This window comes from Ollibium composti (assembly GCF_004801285.1).
Classification (GTDB): domain Bacteria; phylum Pseudomonadota; class Alphaproteobacteria; order Rhizobiales; family Rhizobiaceae; genus Mesorhizobium; species Mesorhizobium composti.
Genome location: NZ_SSNY01000001.1, coordinates 460,992 through 475,753, shown reverse-complemented (window position 1 = coordinate 475,753; position 14,762 = coordinate 460,992). Strand labels below are relative to the sequence as shown.

General features: G+C 64.7%; 15 protein-coding genes. 6 read left to right on the top strand and 9 right to left on the bottom strand.

Annotation, left to right across the window (positions count from 1 at the left end; all coding sequences use genetic code 11):
• Window positions 1-36: 36 nt before the first annotated feature.
• The 5 genes from E6C48_RS23000 to E6C48_RS02255 all read right to left on the bottom strand — a co-directional run bounded on the left by E6C48_RS23000 (window position 37) and on the right by E6C48_RS02255 (window position 5,634).
• Window positions 37-162, bottom strand: coding sequence for an MFS transporter small subunit (locus tag E6C48_RS23000; protein WP_269142494.1), 126 nt, complete (start codon window positions 160-162; stop codon window positions 37-39).
• A gap of 10 nt (window positions 163-172) precedes the next feature.
• Window positions 173-1,573: an L-lactate MFS transporter gene (locus E6C48_RS02270; protein WP_136353543.1), complete on the bottom strand. Its 1,401-nt coding sequence runs from the start codon at window positions 1,571-1,573 to the stop codon at window positions 173-175.
• Between the two features lie 280 nt (window positions 1,574-1,853).
• Window positions 1,854-2,651: an FAD binding domain-containing protein gene (locus tag E6C48_RS02265; RefSeq protein WP_136353541.1), complete on the bottom strand. Its 798-nt coding sequence runs from the start codon at window positions 2,649-2,651 to the stop codon at window positions 1,854-1,856.
• Between the two features lie 11 nt (window positions 2,652-2,662).
• Window positions 2,663-5,011, bottom strand: a complete 2,349-nt coding sequence (locus tag E6C48_RS02260; RefSeq protein ID WP_136353539.1) for a xanthine dehydrogenase family protein molybdopterin-binding subunit — start codon at window positions 5,009-5,011, stop codon at window positions 2,663-2,665.
• A 122-nt stretch (window positions 5,012-5,133) separates the two neighbouring features.
• Window positions 5,134-5,634: a (2Fe-2S)-binding protein gene (locus E6C48_RS02255; protein ID WP_136353537.1), complete on the bottom strand. Its 501-nt coding sequence runs from the start codon at window positions 5,632-5,634 to the stop codon at window positions 5,134-5,136.
• 170 nt (window positions 5,635-5,804) lie between these two features.
• On the opposite strand from E6C48_RS02255, the gene E6C48_RS02250 reads away from it, so the two are divergent.
• From E6C48_RS02250 to E6C48_RS02240, 3 genes are all read left to right on the top strand, one after another.
• Window positions 5,805-7,046, top strand: a complete 1,242-nt coding sequence (locus tag E6C48_RS02250) for an FIST N-terminal domain-containing protein (RefSeq protein WP_136353534.1) — start codon at window positions 5,805-5,807, stop codon at window positions 7,044-7,046.
• A gap of 4 nt (window positions 7,047-7,050) precedes the next feature.
• Entirely contained in the window at window positions 7,051-8,391 is a 1,341-nt protein-coding gene (locus E6C48_RS02245) for an ATP-binding response regulator (RefSeq protein WP_136353533.1), read from the top strand.
• 102 nt (window positions 8,392-8,493) lie between these two features.
• Window positions 8,494-8,754, top strand: a complete 261-nt coding sequence (locus E6C48_RS02240; protein WP_136353531.1) for a TFIIB-type zinc ribbon-containing protein — start codon at window positions 8,494-8,496, stop codon at window positions 8,752-8,754.
• 59 nt (window positions 8,755-8,813) lie between these two features.
• Here the strand turns inward: E6C48_RS02240 and E6C48_RS02235 are convergent, their stop codons facing one another.
• Window positions 8,814-9,497, bottom strand: coding sequence for a response regulator (locus E6C48_RS02235; protein ID WP_136353529.1), 684 nt, complete (start codon window positions 9,495-9,497; stop codon window positions 8,814-8,816).
• Window positions 9,498-9,685: 188 nt separating this feature from the next.
• Here E6C48_RS02235 and E6C48_RS02230 point away from each other — a divergent pair, with 188 nt between their 5' ends.
• The 3 genes from E6C48_RS02230 to E6C48_RS02220 are packed head-to-tail and all read left to right on the top strand — an operon-like array spanning window position 9,686 to window position 12,087.
• Complete coding sequence (locus E6C48_RS02230) at window positions 9,686-10,381, top strand: fumarylacetoacetate hydrolase family protein (protein WP_136353527.1); 696 nt, start codon at window positions 9,686-9,688, stop codon at window positions 10,379-10,381.
• Complete coding sequence (maiA, locus tag E6C48_RS02225) at window positions 10,378-11,031, top strand: maleylacetoacetate isomerase (RefSeq protein WP_136353525.1); 654 nt, start codon at window positions 10,378-10,380, stop codon at window positions 11,029-11,031. The genes E6C48_RS02230 and maiA overlap by 4 nt, the downstream gene beginning before the upstream one ends.
• 15 nt (window positions 11,032-11,046) lie before the next feature.
• A complete protein-coding gene (locus E6C48_RS02220; protein ID WP_136353523.1) occupies window positions 11,047-12,087 on the top strand; it encodes a zinc-dependent alcohol dehydrogenase family protein in 1,041 nt (346 codons plus the stop codon).
• Window positions 12,088-12,279: 192 nt separating this feature from the next.
• On the opposite strand, the gene E6C48_RS02215 is transcribed toward E6C48_RS02220, so the two are convergent.
• From E6C48_RS02215 to E6C48_RS02205, 3 genes are all read right to left on the bottom strand, one after another.
• Window positions 12,280-12,765 carry a MaoC family dehydratase gene (locus E6C48_RS02215; RefSeq protein ID WP_136353521.1) on the bottom strand — a complete coding sequence of 162 codons (486 nt, stop codon included), beginning with the start codon at window positions 12,763-12,765 and terminating at the stop codon, window positions 12,280-12,282.
• Window positions 12,766-12,873: 108 nt separating this feature from the next.
• Entirely contained in the window at window positions 12,874-13,305 is a 432-nt protein-coding gene (locus E6C48_RS02210; RefSeq protein WP_136353519.1) for a phasin family protein, read from the bottom strand.
• Between the two features lie 70 nt (window positions 13,306-13,375).
• On the bottom strand, window positions 13,376-14,668 hold the full coding sequence (locus tag E6C48_RS02205; protein WP_136353517.1) for a DUF445 domain-containing protein: 1,293 nt from the start codon (window positions 14,666-14,668) through the stop codon (window positions 13,376-13,378).
• Window positions 14,669-14,762 lie beyond the last annotated feature (94 nt).

Here is a 14,762-nt window from a genome sequence, read left to right as displayed (position 1 = left end):
CGACGAGCGAGCACCGCCTTCCTGCTGAGCTGCACCCTACTGGAACAGCTTCAATGCGTTCAGCAGGGTCTGGAAGACGCCCCACACCAGCGGAATGCCGACAAAACCCCAGGCCAGCACGAGCTGAAGGGTGGTGGTGCCGTTGCTATTGCTGTTTTCCATGGTTTCCTCCCTACGCCCTGGCCGCTTCGCCGGCGGCATCCAATGCCGTTCTATCCGCCTTCATGTGGAAGCGGGCGTCGACCGCCTTGACCAGGAAGTTGCAGATGAAGCCGATCACGAACAGGCCCGCCATGATGTACATTGTCGTGTTGTAGGCCTGCGCCTTCGGCACGTCGTGGGCGACGTTGTACTGGCGGATGTAGTTCACCAGCACCGGCCCGAAAATGCCGGCCGCCGACCATGCGGTGAGCAACAGGCCGTGGATAGCGCCGACATAGCGCGTGCCGAACATGTCGCGCAGATAGGCCGGCACGGTCGAGAAGCCGCCGCCATACATCGAGATGATGACGAGGAAGCAGAGCACGAAACCGGCCACGCTGCCCGCCGCACCGGTCAACGGAACCAGGCAGTAGAGGACGAAGCCCAGCACCATGAACACGAAGTAGGTGTTCCTGCGGCCGATATAGTCGGACGTGGAGGCCCAGGCGAAGCGCCCGCCCATGTTGAATAGGCTCATCAGGCCGACGAGGCCGGCGGCGGCGATCGGCGTGATGTGGCCGGGGAACATCTCCTGGCTCATCGCCGACGCCTGGCCGAGGACGCCGATGCCGGCCGTGGTGTTGACGCACAGCACCACCCAGATCAGCCAGAACTGCGGCGTCTTCAGTGCGTCGTAGACATAGACGTCGTTCTTGCTGATGAGCTTGTTTTCCCTCGGCGCGACATAGCCCTCGGGCTTCCAGTCGGCCGGCGGCACGCGCACGATGATCGAGCCGACGACCATGAAGATGAAATAGACGATCGCCAGAACGACGAACGTCTCCATCACCCCGACATGCGTATCGGAGCCGAACTTGCCCATCAGCCACACCGACAGCGGCGAAGCGATGAAGGCGCCGCCGCCGAAGCCCATGATCGCCATGCCGGTCGCCATGCCGGGCCGGTCCGGGAACCACTTGATCAGCGTCGAAACAGGCGAGATGTAGCCGATGCCGAGCGCGATGCCGCCGAGCACGCCGTAGCCGAGATAGATGACCCACAGATTGTGGATGGAAACGCCGAAGGCCGAGATGAGAAAGCCGCCGGCCCAGCAGCAGGCGGCGGTGAACATCGCCTTGCGCGGGCCGCCCTCCTCCACCCAGCGCCCGAACACCGCCGAGGAAACGCCGAGGAAGAAGATGGCGATGGAGAAGATCCACCCCAATTCCGTCAGCTTCCAGTCGTCGGGCGCCGATTCGGAAATGCCGATGAGCTTGGTCATCGGCAGGTTGAAAACGCTGAACGCATAGGCCTGGCCGATGCAAAGATGTACGCACAACGCCGCCGGTGGCACCATCCACCGGCTGAAGCCGGGTTTGGCGACCGTGCGCGAGCGGCTGAACCAGCCGCCGCCTCCCGATCCTGTATCCATGATTCCCTCTCCCTTGTTTGTTATAGGCAAGGGACAGAGTAATATCGGAGCACGATATGACAATTGCCAATGAATGGCATACGACGATAGTCGAAGATTCAAGCAATCGCTAAAAAACGACGGCCGGCTTCGCAGCCGGCCGCAAAACAGGCGTAGAGCCTGGGAGAAAGGGCCGAAGCATGTCTCCCGAAAGTGGGAACCGGTTTCGGGAGATATGCGTGAAATCAAGAAGCCAAAGCGTCTGGCGCGAATTTGAAAGATCGCGACACGCTTTGGAACGCTACCGGTTGGCTGCCGCGACCGCGCGCTTGGCCATGACCGTCACCAGATGCGCGCGATAGTCCGCCGAGGCATGGATGTCGCTCATCATGCTGCCGACCGGCACCTTGACGCCGTCCAGGGCCGAAGCGTCGAATTTCTTCGCAAGTGCTGCCTCGAGCGGCTTGGCGCGGAAGACGCCGTCATCGCCTGCACCGGTGACGGCAACGCGCACGCCGTCCTTGCCGCTGGCAACGAAGACGCCGACGACTGCATAGCGCGAGGCCGGGTTGCGGAACTTCTCGTAAGCCGCCTTGGCGGGTGCTGCGAAAGTGACGGCGGTGACGATCTCGCCATCCTTCAGCGCCGTTTCGAACAGGCCCTTGAAGAACTTGTCGGCGGCGATCTCGCGCTTGTTGGTGACGATGGTGGCGCCGAGCGCCAGCATCGCGGCCGGATAGTCGGCCGCCGGGTCGTTGTTGGCGATAGAGCCGCCGATGGTGCCGCGATGCCGCACCGCCGGGTCGCCGATCAGCGAGGCCAGATGCGCCAGCGCCGGGCAGGCCTTTTTCAGCTTCTCGTCGCTGGCGACCTCGAAATGCGTCGTCGCGGCGCCGATGGTCACCGTCTTGCCGGACACCTTGACGCCTTTCAGCGCTTCGATGCGCGAGACGTCGACGAGATCCGAAGGCGCGGCCAGCCGCGTCTTCATCGCCGGGATCAGTGTCATGCCGCCTGAGACGAGCTTGGCGTCACCGCTCTTCAACAGCTTGGCGGCGTCGGCGACGGAGGACGCACGATGATAGTTGACCGAATACATGGCTGCCTCCCTCAGTGCTTCGCCGCGCGGATCGCCGCCCAGACCTTGTTGGGCGTCGCCGGCATGGTGATGTCTTCCGTCCCGATCGCGTCGGTGATCGCATTGATGACCGCCGGCGGCGAGCCGATGGCGCCCGCCTCGCCGCATCCCTTGATGCCGAGCGGATTGGAGGGCGACGGCGTGCTCGAGGTCGACAATTTGTAGGACGGGACGTCGCCGGCGCGCGGCATGGTGTAGTCCATGTAGCTCGCCGTCAGCAGCTGGCCGCTGGCGTCGTAGCTGGTGCCTTCGAGCAGCGCCTGGCCGATGCCCTGCGTGACGCCGCCGTGCACCTGCCCCTCGACGATCATCGGATTGATGATGTTGCCGAAGTCGTCGGCGGCGACGAACTGGACGATCTCGGTCATGCCGGTTTCGGGATCGACCTCGACCTCACAGACGTAGCAGCCGGCGGGGAAGGTGAAGTTGGCGGGATCGTAGAAGGCCGTCTCCTTCAGGCCGGGCTCCATGCCGGCCGGCAGGTTGTGCGCGGTATAGGCGGCCAATGCCATCTGGAACCACGGCACGTTCTTGTCGGTGCCGGCGACCTTCAGGGCGCCGTTCTCGATGACGATATCGCCCTCGTCGGCTTCCATCAGGTGCGCGGCGATCTTCTTGGCCTTGGCCTCGACCTTGTCGAGCGCCTTGACGATGGCGCTCATGCCGACCGCGCCGGAGCGCGAACCGTAGGTGCCCATGCCCATCTGCACCTTGTCGGTGTCGCCATGGACGATGGAAATGGAGTCCATCGGCACCTTCAGGCGATCGGCCACCAGTTGCGCGAAGGTGGTCTCATGGCCCTGGCCGTGGCTGTGCGAGCCGGTCAGCACCTCGATGGTGCCGACGGCGTTGACGCGCACTTCCGCCGATTCCCACAGGCCGACGCCGGCTCCCAGCGAGCCGACGGCGGCCGAGGGCGCGATGCCGCAGGCCTCGATGTAGCAGGAGAAACCGATGCCCCGCAGCTTGCCAGCCTTCCTGGCCTTTTCGCGGCGCTTCTCGAAGCCGGCGTAGTCGGCCGCCTTCATGGCCATGTCGAGCGAGGTGGCGAAGTCGCCGGCGTCATAGTTCATGATGACCGGCGTCTGGTGCGGGAAGGATGTGATGAAGTTCTTGCGGCGCAACTCGGCCGGCGAGATGCCGAACTGGCGCGCCGAGACCTCCATCATGCGCTCGATCAGGAAGGCCGCCTCCGGCCGCCCTGCCCCGCGATAGGCATCGACGGGCGCGGTGTTGGTATAGACCGCCTTGACGTTGCCGAGGATGGCCGGGATGTCGTACTGGCCCGACAGCAGCGTCGCGTAGAGGTAGGTCGGCGTCGCCGACGAGAACAGCGACATGTAGGCGCCGAGATTGGCGATCGTCTCGACCTTGAAGCCGAGGATCTTGTGGTCCTTGTCGAAGGCCATTTCGGCATGGGTGTGATGGTCGCGGCCGTGCGCGTCGCACAGGAAGCTTTCCGTGCGGTCGGCGACCCATTTGACCGGCACGCCGGTCTTCTTCGAAGCCCACAGGCAGACGATCTCTTCCGGATAGATGTAGATCTTCGAGCCGAAGCCGCCGCCAACGTCGGGTGCTATGACGCGCAGCTTGTTTTCCGGCGCCACGTTGTAGAACGCGCTCATCACCAAGCGGGCGACATGCGGGTTCTGCGAGGTCGTCCAGCAGGTGTAGTGGTCCTCGGCCTTGTCGTAATGGCCGAGCGCGGCGCGCGGCTCCATGGCGTTCGGCACGAGCCGGTTGTTGACGATATCCATCTTGACGACGTGCGCGGCCTTCTTGAAGGCGGCGGCCGTCTCGTCGGCATTGCCGAGATCCCAGTCGAAGATCAGGTTGTTCTCGGCTTCGGGGTGGATCTGCGGCGCGCCCTTGTCCATCGCCTTGGAGGCGTCGACGACCGCCTTCAGTTCCTTGTAGGTGATCTCGACCGCCTCGGCGGCGTCGCGCGCCTGGCCCTTGGTGTCGGCGACCACGATGACGACGGCGTCGCCCACATAGCGCACCTTGTCGACGGCGAGCGGCGACCAGGCGCCCATCTTCATCGGCGAGCCGTCCTTGGAATGGATCATCCAACCGCAGATCAGGTTGCCGATGCCGTCGGCCTTCAATTCCTTGCCGGTCAAGACGCCGATCACGCCCGGCATCGCCTTGGCCTTGGAAACGTCGATCTTCTTGATCTGTGCATGCGCGTGCGGGCTGCGCACGAAAGCGGCATGCTTCATGCCGGGGACCACCATGTCGTCCACATAACGTCCCGCGCCGGTGATGAAGCGCTTGTCTTCCTTGCGCGCCACGCGGGCGCCAACGCCTTCGATACCCATAGCTCCGATCCTCCTCCAGGTTTCCGGAGGCAGTAGGGCAGTAAGGCGATAGGGCAGTAGGGAGAATAGCCAGCGGCCGATCCCGTTTCCTACTGCCTTATTGCCTTACTCCCCTATTGCCCTCACGCCGCCTTTTTCGCCTTGCCCTTGGCTGCCTTGCCCATCGCTGCGGATGCGGCCAGGATCGCCTTGACGATGTTGTGGTAACCGGTGCAGCGGCAGATGTTGCCTTCCAGTTCCGCGCGCACGGTGGTCTCGTCGAGACCTTCCGGATGGCGCCGGATCATGTCGGTCGCCGTCATGATCATGCCCGGCGTGCAGAAGCCGCATTGCAGGCCGTGATGTTCCTTGAACGCGGCCTGCACCGGGTGCAGGTCGGCGCCGTCCGCCAGCCCCTCGATGGTCACCACCGTCGAACCCGACGCTTGTGCGGCGAGCATGGAACAGCTCTTGACCGCCTTGCCGTCGACGTGGACGACGCAGGCGCCGCACTGCGATGTGTCGCAGCCGACATGGGTGCCCGTCAGGCCCAGATGCTCACGCAGGAAATGCACCAGCAGCGTACGATCCTCGACCGCGCCGCTGACCTGCCTCCCGTTTACCGTCAACGAAACTTGCGACATGAAGCCTCCCCTGGGTATTCAACCTTGGTGTGCGGCAACGGCACGACGTAAGCCGCGTGCGCTATTCTAAGCACCAATAACGGAACAGCAACAGCCCACGGCTTTCCGAGCCATATTGTACTTTAGGTCACGTAGTTTTTGCCGGCCGCTTGCCAAAGCAGGGCGCGACGATGACAATACCGGAGCTATCCGCTGGAGGCGCGGAAGCGGGAGGAATTTTCGGGAGAACGACGCTGGCCTGTTCGCGGACGCGCTATGCATGCGGCCTGACGGCGCTCACCACCGACGAGCCCGATATGGATGCCTTTGCCGAGGCCATCGCCGCCGAGGCGGCGGCGATCGACGCCGCCTTCGCGCTGGTCTTCTTCTCCCAGAGCCTCGTCGACGCCGCGAACCTTGCCGCCGCGCTGAAGGCGCATGCGCCCGGCCTGCGCCACGCCGGCTGCTCCACCGCCGGCGAGATCACGCCGCAGGGGCTGGAGGAAGGCCACGTCCTGGCCATGCTCCTGCCCGCTCCGGCCTTCTCGGCGGCCTGTACCATGATCGACGACCTTTCCACGATGGGAATGGACCGCATCACCAGTGAGGTCGAGAACCTGCGCAGGACGTTGCCGAAGGCCGGCGGTCCCGAGCGCCGCACCTTCGCGCTGTGCTTCATCGACGGACTTTCATACGCCGAGGAGGCCGTCACCTCCGCCATTCATTGGGGCCTGGACGACATCCCCCTGATCGGCGGCTCGGCCGGCGACGACCTGAAATTCGAGACCACGCGCCTGGTCTGCGACGGCCGCGTCGCCACCGACAGCGCCGTCATCGTCCTCGTCGACACGCCGATCCCGTTCCACGTCTTCAAGACCGACAATTTCGTTCCGACCGATGAAAAGCTGGTGGTGACGGCGTCCGATCCCGACCACCGCATCGTGCGCGAATTCAACGCCGCCAACGCGGCCGGCGAATATGCCGCTTCCGTCGGCATCGTGCCGGAGACATTGACGCCGCTGTCCTTCGCCTCGCATCCGGTCGTCGTCAGGGTGGGCGGCGAATATTACTGCCGGTCCATCCAGAAGATGAACACCGACGGCTCGCTCTCTTTCTTTTGCGCCATAGACGACGGGGTGGTGCTGTCCATCGCGCAGCCGAAGGGGATGGTGGAAACGACCCGAGCAGCCCTCGACGACGTCGAGCAACGGCTGGGCGGCATCGACATGATCCTCGGCTTCGACTGTGTGTTGCGCCGGCTCGACGCGGAGAACCGCCAGGTGCGGCGCGAAATCTCCGAACTCTACCAGGCCCGGCGCGTCGTGGGCTTCGGTACCTACGGCGAGCAATACCGCTCCATGCACCTCAACCAGACCTTCACCGGCATCGCCTTCGGCCCGACGAGGCAGAAGCAGCGGCTGGCGGCGGAGTAGGCCCGTGCCGCTGCGCGACATCGACGACGTCGAGCGCCTGAAGAAGATCAACGCGGCGCTGGTCAGCCGCGTCGAGCGCTCGATGGACCAGCAGGGCAACGCCTTTTCCCTGTTCCAGACGGCGATTTCGCTGGAGAACCGCGTGCGCATGCGCACGGAAGAACTGCACGCCACGCTGCGACACCTCGAACAATCCAACATCGACCTGTCGGCCGCCAAGGAGAACGCCGAGCAGGCGAACCTGTCCAAGACCCGCTTCCTGGCCGCCGCCAGCCACGATGTGCTCCAGCCGCTCAATGCCGCGCACCTGTCCGTTTCGGCGCTGGCCGAAGTGCAGACCAGCGAGGAAGGCAGGAAACTCGTTCTCCAGGTCGAGCGCTCGCTGCAAACGATGGAAGACCTTTTGCGCACGCTGCTCGACATTTCCCGCCTCGATGCCGGCGTCGTCCAGCCCGAAATCGTCGACGTCAGCCTGGAGACGCTGTTTTCGTCGCTGCGTTCGGATTTCCAGCCGGTGGCCGAGATCAAGGGGCTGGGATTGCGCTTCCGGCCGGTCAATATCGCCGTGCGATCCGACCGCACGCTGCTCCGGCGCATCCTGCAGAACATCCTCTCCAATGCCCTGCGCTACACCCGTTCGGGCGGCGTGCTTGTCGGCACCCGCCAGCGCGGCGAGATCATTCGCATTGATGTCGCCGATACCGGCTGCGGCATTCCCGAGGAGCAGCGAGAGGCGGTTTTCGAGGAGTTTTCGCGCGGCAAGGTGCCGCCCGGAGCGGAGTTGGCCGGCGGCGGGCTCGGGCTCGGGCTGGCCATCGTACGGCGGATGGCCGGCGCCCTCGGCCATCCCGTCACCTTTTCCTCGCGCGTCGGCCGCGGCACTATTTTCCATGTCGACGTGCCATTGGCGATCAACGCGAACGTCGAGCCGCCTCCCGCGCCCGCCGAAGCCGAACGCGCGCCCGGCTACGGCCTGTTCGGCACCAGGGTCCTGCTGATCGAAAACGACGCCGACGTGCTCAACGCGATGACCCTGCTGCTGGAGCGATGGCGCTGCGAGGTGCGCGCCGCCACCTCGACCGGCGAGGCGCTGGAAACGCTGGGCGACACGGATTGGGTGCCCGATATCGTCATTGCCGACCAGCATCTCGACAACGGCGACCTCGGCATCCTCACCGTCGCCGAGGCGCGCAACTACCTCGGCCGCGATGTGCCGGCCCTCATCGTCACCGCCGATCCGTCCCAGGCGGTCATCGCTGCCGCCCGCGCTGCCGGCATCGAACTCATGCGCAAGCCGCTGAAGCCGGCGCAACTGCGGGCCCTGCTGGCGCATCTGCTGGCGTAGCGTCCTCGCCATACGCCAACCCGCCGCACCCCTGCCTTGCTTGAAGTGGCGCCGGATCGTCCCACATGCGCAGGGTTGAAAACCGCAAAAGGGAAACGGCACATGAAATGCCCAATCGACGACACCGACCTCGCAATGGCCGATCGCCAGGGCATCGAGGTGGATTATTGCCCCAAATGCCGCGGCGTCTGGCTGGATCGCGGCGAACTGGACAAGATCATCGAGCGGAGCGCGGCGGAACAGGCGCCTCGTTCGTCCGGCAGGGACCGCGACCGGGATAACGACCGGTACGACGACGACCGCCGCTACGGCTCAAAACCCTACAAGAAGAAATCGCTGCTCGGCGAACTGTTCGATTTCTGATCCCGCAAGACCATCGGGAAACATCGGGCCGGGTCGGATTCGATCCGGCCTTTGCCGTCCTAAAACCCCGCCTGCTCCCTGAACAGATCGGCATTGTCGAGCTTGGCCACCTCGATCACCGCCTGCGTGCGGCTATAGACGTTGAGCTTGCGCAGGATTTCCGAGACGTGCGCCTTCACCGTCGTCTCGCCGACCTGCAATTCGTAGGCGATCTGCTTGTTCAGCATGCCCTGCCGCAGCATTTGCAGCACGCGCAGCTGCTGCGGCGTCAGCTTCGACAGGCGCTGCACCATGTCGGCGCGGTCGGTCCGGTCGGCGTCGGCCGGCTGCGGTTGATAATTCTGCGGCACGTAGATGGCGCCGTCCATGACCGAGCGGATGGCGGCGGCGAGGTCGTCCTTGCGCGCCGACTTGGGAATGAAGCCGGCGGCGCCGTAGGACAGCGCCTCGGAAATGATCTTGGCGTCCTCGTGGCCGGAGACGATCACCACCGGCAGGCGCGGATGGCGGGTACGCAGTTGCAGCAAGCCGTCGAAACCGTGCACGTCCGGCATCGAAAGATCGAGCAGCGCCAGGTCGAACGACGTGGCGCCGGCAAGCAGGTCCAGCGCCTCGGCGATGGAGCGCGCCTCGACGGTATCGACATCCGGATAGGCCATCTGCACGGCGCTGTGCAGCGCCTCGCGAAACAGCGGATGATCGTCGATGATCAGGAAGCGTCCGGTTTCGCTGGCTGCGGTCATGACACCCGTGGCTCTGCTTTGTCGCGCGACTTTAGAATAGCGCCGGTGACGCCATCCGTTATTACCAAATAGTACAGCGGCGGCCGGGATCCGCAAAGCCGGACGCGCTTTGCCCGAAAATCTCGGCCGGAGCCTTGCCGCTCCGTGAAATCCGGTCGAATGTGCGGTGGACAACAGCAAGGTAAGTCATGACCGCTTTCGCAATTCCCGCCCCCGCCCAGCCTTCCGTCGCCATCGCCGGCGGCGACCGCCGCTTTCCGGTGCGCCGCATCTTCTGCGTCGGCCGCAACTACGCCGCCCACGCCCGCGAAATGGGCAATGACGAACGCGATCCACCCTTCTTCTTCACCAAGCCGGCCGACGCCGTGGTCGATTCGGGCAGCACCATTCCCTACCCGCCGCTGACGAAGGACCTGCACCACGAGATCGAACTGGTCGTCGCCATCGGCAAGGCGGGTTTCCGGCTGGCACCCGAGGCGGCGCTTTCGCATGTCTGGGGCTATGGAGTGGGCATCGACCTCACCCGCCGCGACCTCCAGGACGTTGCCAAGAAGGCGGCGCGACCGTGGGACTGGGCCAAGGGTTTCGACCGTTCGGCCCCCTGCGGCCCGCTGGTTCCGGCCGAAAAGGTCGGGCATCCGACGAGCGGCCGCATCTGGCTTGCCGTCAACGGCGCGGTGAAACAGGACGGCGACCTCAACGAACTCATCTGGCCGGTCGCCGATATCGTCGCGATCTGCTCGCAGGCGATGGAATTGCAGCCGGGTGACCTGATCTACACCGGCACGCCGGCAGGCGTCGGACCTCTCGCCGCGGGCGACAAGGTGACAGGTGGCGTCGACGGCATCGGCACGGTTGAGCTCACCGTCGGGTCGCCGCAATGACCGGACTTGTGCTGCACAACTACTGGCGTTCCTCCACCTCTTACCGCGTGCGCATCGCGCTCGCCATGAAGGGGCTGGACTACGAATACGTCCCTCATCACCTCCGCTATGGCGAGCATCTGGAACCCGCCTACAAGGCGGTCAATCCGCAAGGTCTCGTGCCGGCGCTGGTGCTGGAGGACGGTAGGCTGCTGTCGCAGTCGCTGGCAATCATCGAATATCTGGACGAGACGGTGCCGGAGCCGCCGCTGCTGCCGGACACGGCCATCGGCCGGGCGCGCGTGCGCATGCTGGCGCAGATCATCGCCTGCGACATCCATCCGGTGAACAATTTGAGAGTCCTGACCAGCCTGCGCACCGTGTTCCGCGCCGGCGACCAGGATGTCGTCAACTGGTTCCGGCATTGGGTGAACGAAAGCTTCCAGCCACTTGAGACAATGCTTTCCTCTTCATCCGAAACCGGAACCTTCTGCCATGGCGACACGCCCGGCCTTGCCGATATCTGCCTCGCCGCGCAGGTGCTCAACAACACCCGCTTCGGCGTCGACATGAGCCCCTATCCGGTAATTTCGCGCATCCACGAAGCCTGCATGGCACTGCCGGTTTTCCAGCGGGCGGCGCCGAAGAACCAGATCGACGCCGAAAGCTGAGTTGAGGAGAAGGCCATGAAAGCCGTCGTCATGGAGAAATTCGGCGAATTGCCGACCGTCCAGACCGTGCCCGACCCTTCCCCGGCGCCGGACGGCGTCGTCATCAAGGTCGAGGCGACCGGCCTTTGCCGCAGCGATTGGCACGGGTTGATGGGGCACGACCCCGATATCCGCCTGCCGCATGTGCCGGGCCACGAGCTTGCCGGCACGGTCGCGGCGGTCGGCCGCGACGTCACCCGCTGGCGCGCCGGCCAGCGCGTCACCGTCCCCTTCGTCGCCGCCTGCGGCCGCTGCGCCGAATGCGCCTCGGGCAACCAGCAGGTCTGCGAGCACCAGTTCCAGCCGGGCTTTTCCGCCTGGGGCTCGTTCGCCGAATATGTCGCCATCGACCATGCCGACACGAACCTCGTCGCCCTGCCCGAAGCGATGGATTTCGCCACAGCCGCCAGCCTGGGCTGCCGCTTCGTCACCTCCTTCCGCGCCATCGTCGATCAAGGTCGCGTCAGGCCGGGCGAATGGGTCGCGGTGCATGGCTGCGGCGGCGTTGGCCTGTCTGCCGTCATGATCGCCTCGGCCATGGGCGCCAACGTCATCGCCGTCGACCTTTCCGACGAGAAGCTGGACTTCGCCAAAAAGGTCGGCGCGGTGGCGACGGTCAACGCCTCGACCACGCAAAACGTCGTCAAGGCGATCAAGCAGATCACCAATGGCGGCGCGCATATGTCGATGGACGCGCTCGGCCACCCCGTCACCTGCGCCAACTCCATCAATTGCCTGCGTCGCCGCGGCCGCCATGTGCAGGTCGGCCTGATGCTGGGCGACCACACGCATCCGCAGGTGCCGATGGCCAAGGTGATCGCCTTCGAGCTGGAAATTCTCGGCAGCCACGGCATGCAGGCCTGGCGCTACCCGGCGATGATGGAGATGATCCGTTCGGCCAAGCTCAAGCCGGAGTTGCTGGTCGGCCGTCACTATGCGCTGGACGAGGCGCCGGCCGCGCTGATGGCGATGGGCAGTTTCGAAGGGCTGGGCATCGGCGTCGTCACGCGGTTCTGAAACGCAGCGCTGCCCCTCATCGCCCTGCCGGGCACTTCTCCCCGTAAACGGGCGAAGAGCGCTTTCATCAGCGCTTTCGCAAATCGTCTGCAGCATGAAAAAGGGGCAAGACGGGCGGAGTACCCCTTCGCCCCGTTTACGGGGAGAAGGTGCCGGCAGGCGGATGAGGGGCGGCGCCAACGCTCGCGAATATTATGCAGCCGGCTTCTTGCGGCGCTCGTAGCACATCACCAGCGTCTCGGCGACCAGCGCCGGTTTCTCGCCGCCCTCGATCTCGACCGTGTTCGAGGCCTTGAGCAGATACTGGCCTGGCCCCTTCTGCTCCATCGACATCAGCACCGTACGCAGCCTCACCCGCGACCCGGACTTGACCGGCGCCAGGAAGCGCACGCTGTCGATGCCGTAGTTGAAGGCGGCCTGCGTGTTCTCCGGCATGATGCCCATTTCGAGGATCAGCGCCCCGATGACGGAAAGCGTGAGATAGCCGTGCGCAATGGTCGTGCGCAGCGGGCTCTGGCGTCGCGCCCGCTCCGGATCGGTGTGGATCCACTGGCGGTCGCCCGTGCACTCGGCGAACTGGTCGATGCGCGCCTGGTCGATCAGCGTCCATTCGGAGACGCCGAGTTCCTGGCCAACCATCGTCTTCAACTGTTCGTAGGTCGGCGGGGTCCTGGTCATGTTTCGCTACCTGCTTCGCATGCGTCGCGCCTCGCGGCTCCGACGATTTCCGGCCGGACATCCCGTCCAGCCATCGGCAGCAGGTCCTACCAGCCTTGTGCCGGGAAGTCAGCCTTTCTTGTCGTAGCCCTGCCGGATCTCGGACATCGCCTCCTTGATGCGCTCGCGCAGGATATCGAGCGATGCACCGCCGGACTTCTTCATCATTTCAGCGACTTCACCGGTGTTCTTCACCGCAGCTTCGAACGACTTGCGGGCAAAATCCGCCTGCTTGGCCATCATCTCCTTCGGCATGCCCGGCGTGCGGTAGCTCTGCGCCATCTCGGCGATCTCGTGCAGTGATTCCTCCACCATCTCGCGCTGCCGCGCCATGATGGAGGAGGCGCCCGCGGCCGTGGCCTTGGCCGATTTCTCCAGCGCCTCGAGGTTCTTGCGATGGTGATCGAGAATGGCGTCGACATCAACCTTCGGCATCTTCAGTTCCTTGCCGAATTTTTCGAACATATCCATGAAGGAATGGGATTCCGGTTGCTTGGCCATCGTCTGCTCTCCCTTGGCGCCGCGCATGTGAGCAACGGTACAACCGAGAATAGACCAGCGCGGCAAACCGTCAATGCGTGAAGAACAGCCGTTCGGCCGCGTAAAGGACAAGCCCGGCAAGACCGCCGACGATCATGCCGTTGAAGCGGATATATTGCAGGTCCCGGCCGATATTGATCTCCACCAGCCGGGTGAGTTGCACCAGATCCCAGCGCTTGACCTGATCGGCGATGAAGCTCGACACCCCACTCTTCTGGCTTTCCACAAAGGAGGCCAGCGCCACGACGAACCCCTCGTTCATATCCGCCCTGATCGCCGGATCGCGCGCCAGTTGCCGGCCGGCCTCCGTCAGTAGCCCCGCCAGATGGGCGGCGACTGCGGAATTCTCCGATTCGAGATCCTGTTCGATGAACAGCCGAAGGCTCTCCCACATATCGCCAGCGAGGCCGCGCACCTCGGCGCGCTCCAGAAGCGTGCGCTTCAGTTGCTCGGCGCGCCGTGCATAGGCCTTGGAATGTTCCAGCCTTTCTATGAATTGCTGCACGAAACCGTCGAATTCCGCACGGACCGGATGGTCGGGATCGGCGCGTATCTCTTCCAGCAGCGAACCCGCCGAGGCGACGATCTTCTTCAAGAGATAGGCGTCGGCCCGGAAGAGATTGAACATCGTCGGCAATTCCTCGCGGATCTTCTCTCGCATGGCGGCCAGTGCCTGCTCGTCGTTCAGGAAGCGGCCGACGACCCTGGTGAGTTCGTCCAGCAGCTTCTGGTGGCGGCGATCCTCGGTGAATGCCCTGAGCAGCCCAGCCGCGAACGGCGCCACCTCGATCTTCTCCAGTTGCGCCATCATGCGGGACCCCATGAAATCGCGCAGGCCGGATTGCTCGATGGCCCCGAGCATCTGTGGCGCCAGCCGGCCGATGAAGCGCGACAGCCCGGCGGCGCGGCGCGGGTCGGAAAGCCAGTCGGCAACCAGGGCGGCGAAATCGACCTCGTTCAGCTTCTCGCGCACCGGGCCGGGCGACAGGAAGTTGACCTCGATGAAGCGGCCGAGATTGTCGGCGATCCTGTTCTGGTTCGCCGGAATGATGGCGGTATGCGGAATGGGCAGGCCGAGCGGCCGCCGAAACAGCGCCACCACCGCATACCAGTCGGCCAGCCCACCGATGGTCGCTGCCTCGGCGAAGGCCGCGACGAAGCCGAGCCAGGGATACTGCCCCTGGAACGACCGCGCGGCGGCAAAGATCGCCACGCACGCCGCCAGCGCCGCAGCCGCCGCCAGCTTGGTGCGGCGCAGGGAAACGAGCTTGGCATCCGCCTCCCCACCCGGGTTGATGGCCGCCGCCTCCTGATTCGATCCCATATCCGGCATTCATTGTCCTTCCGAGGCGATAGCGGCCACACGGTGAAATCGGTCGGCCGTCCCGCGTTCACATCGGGGTTTTGAAGGCCGCAGG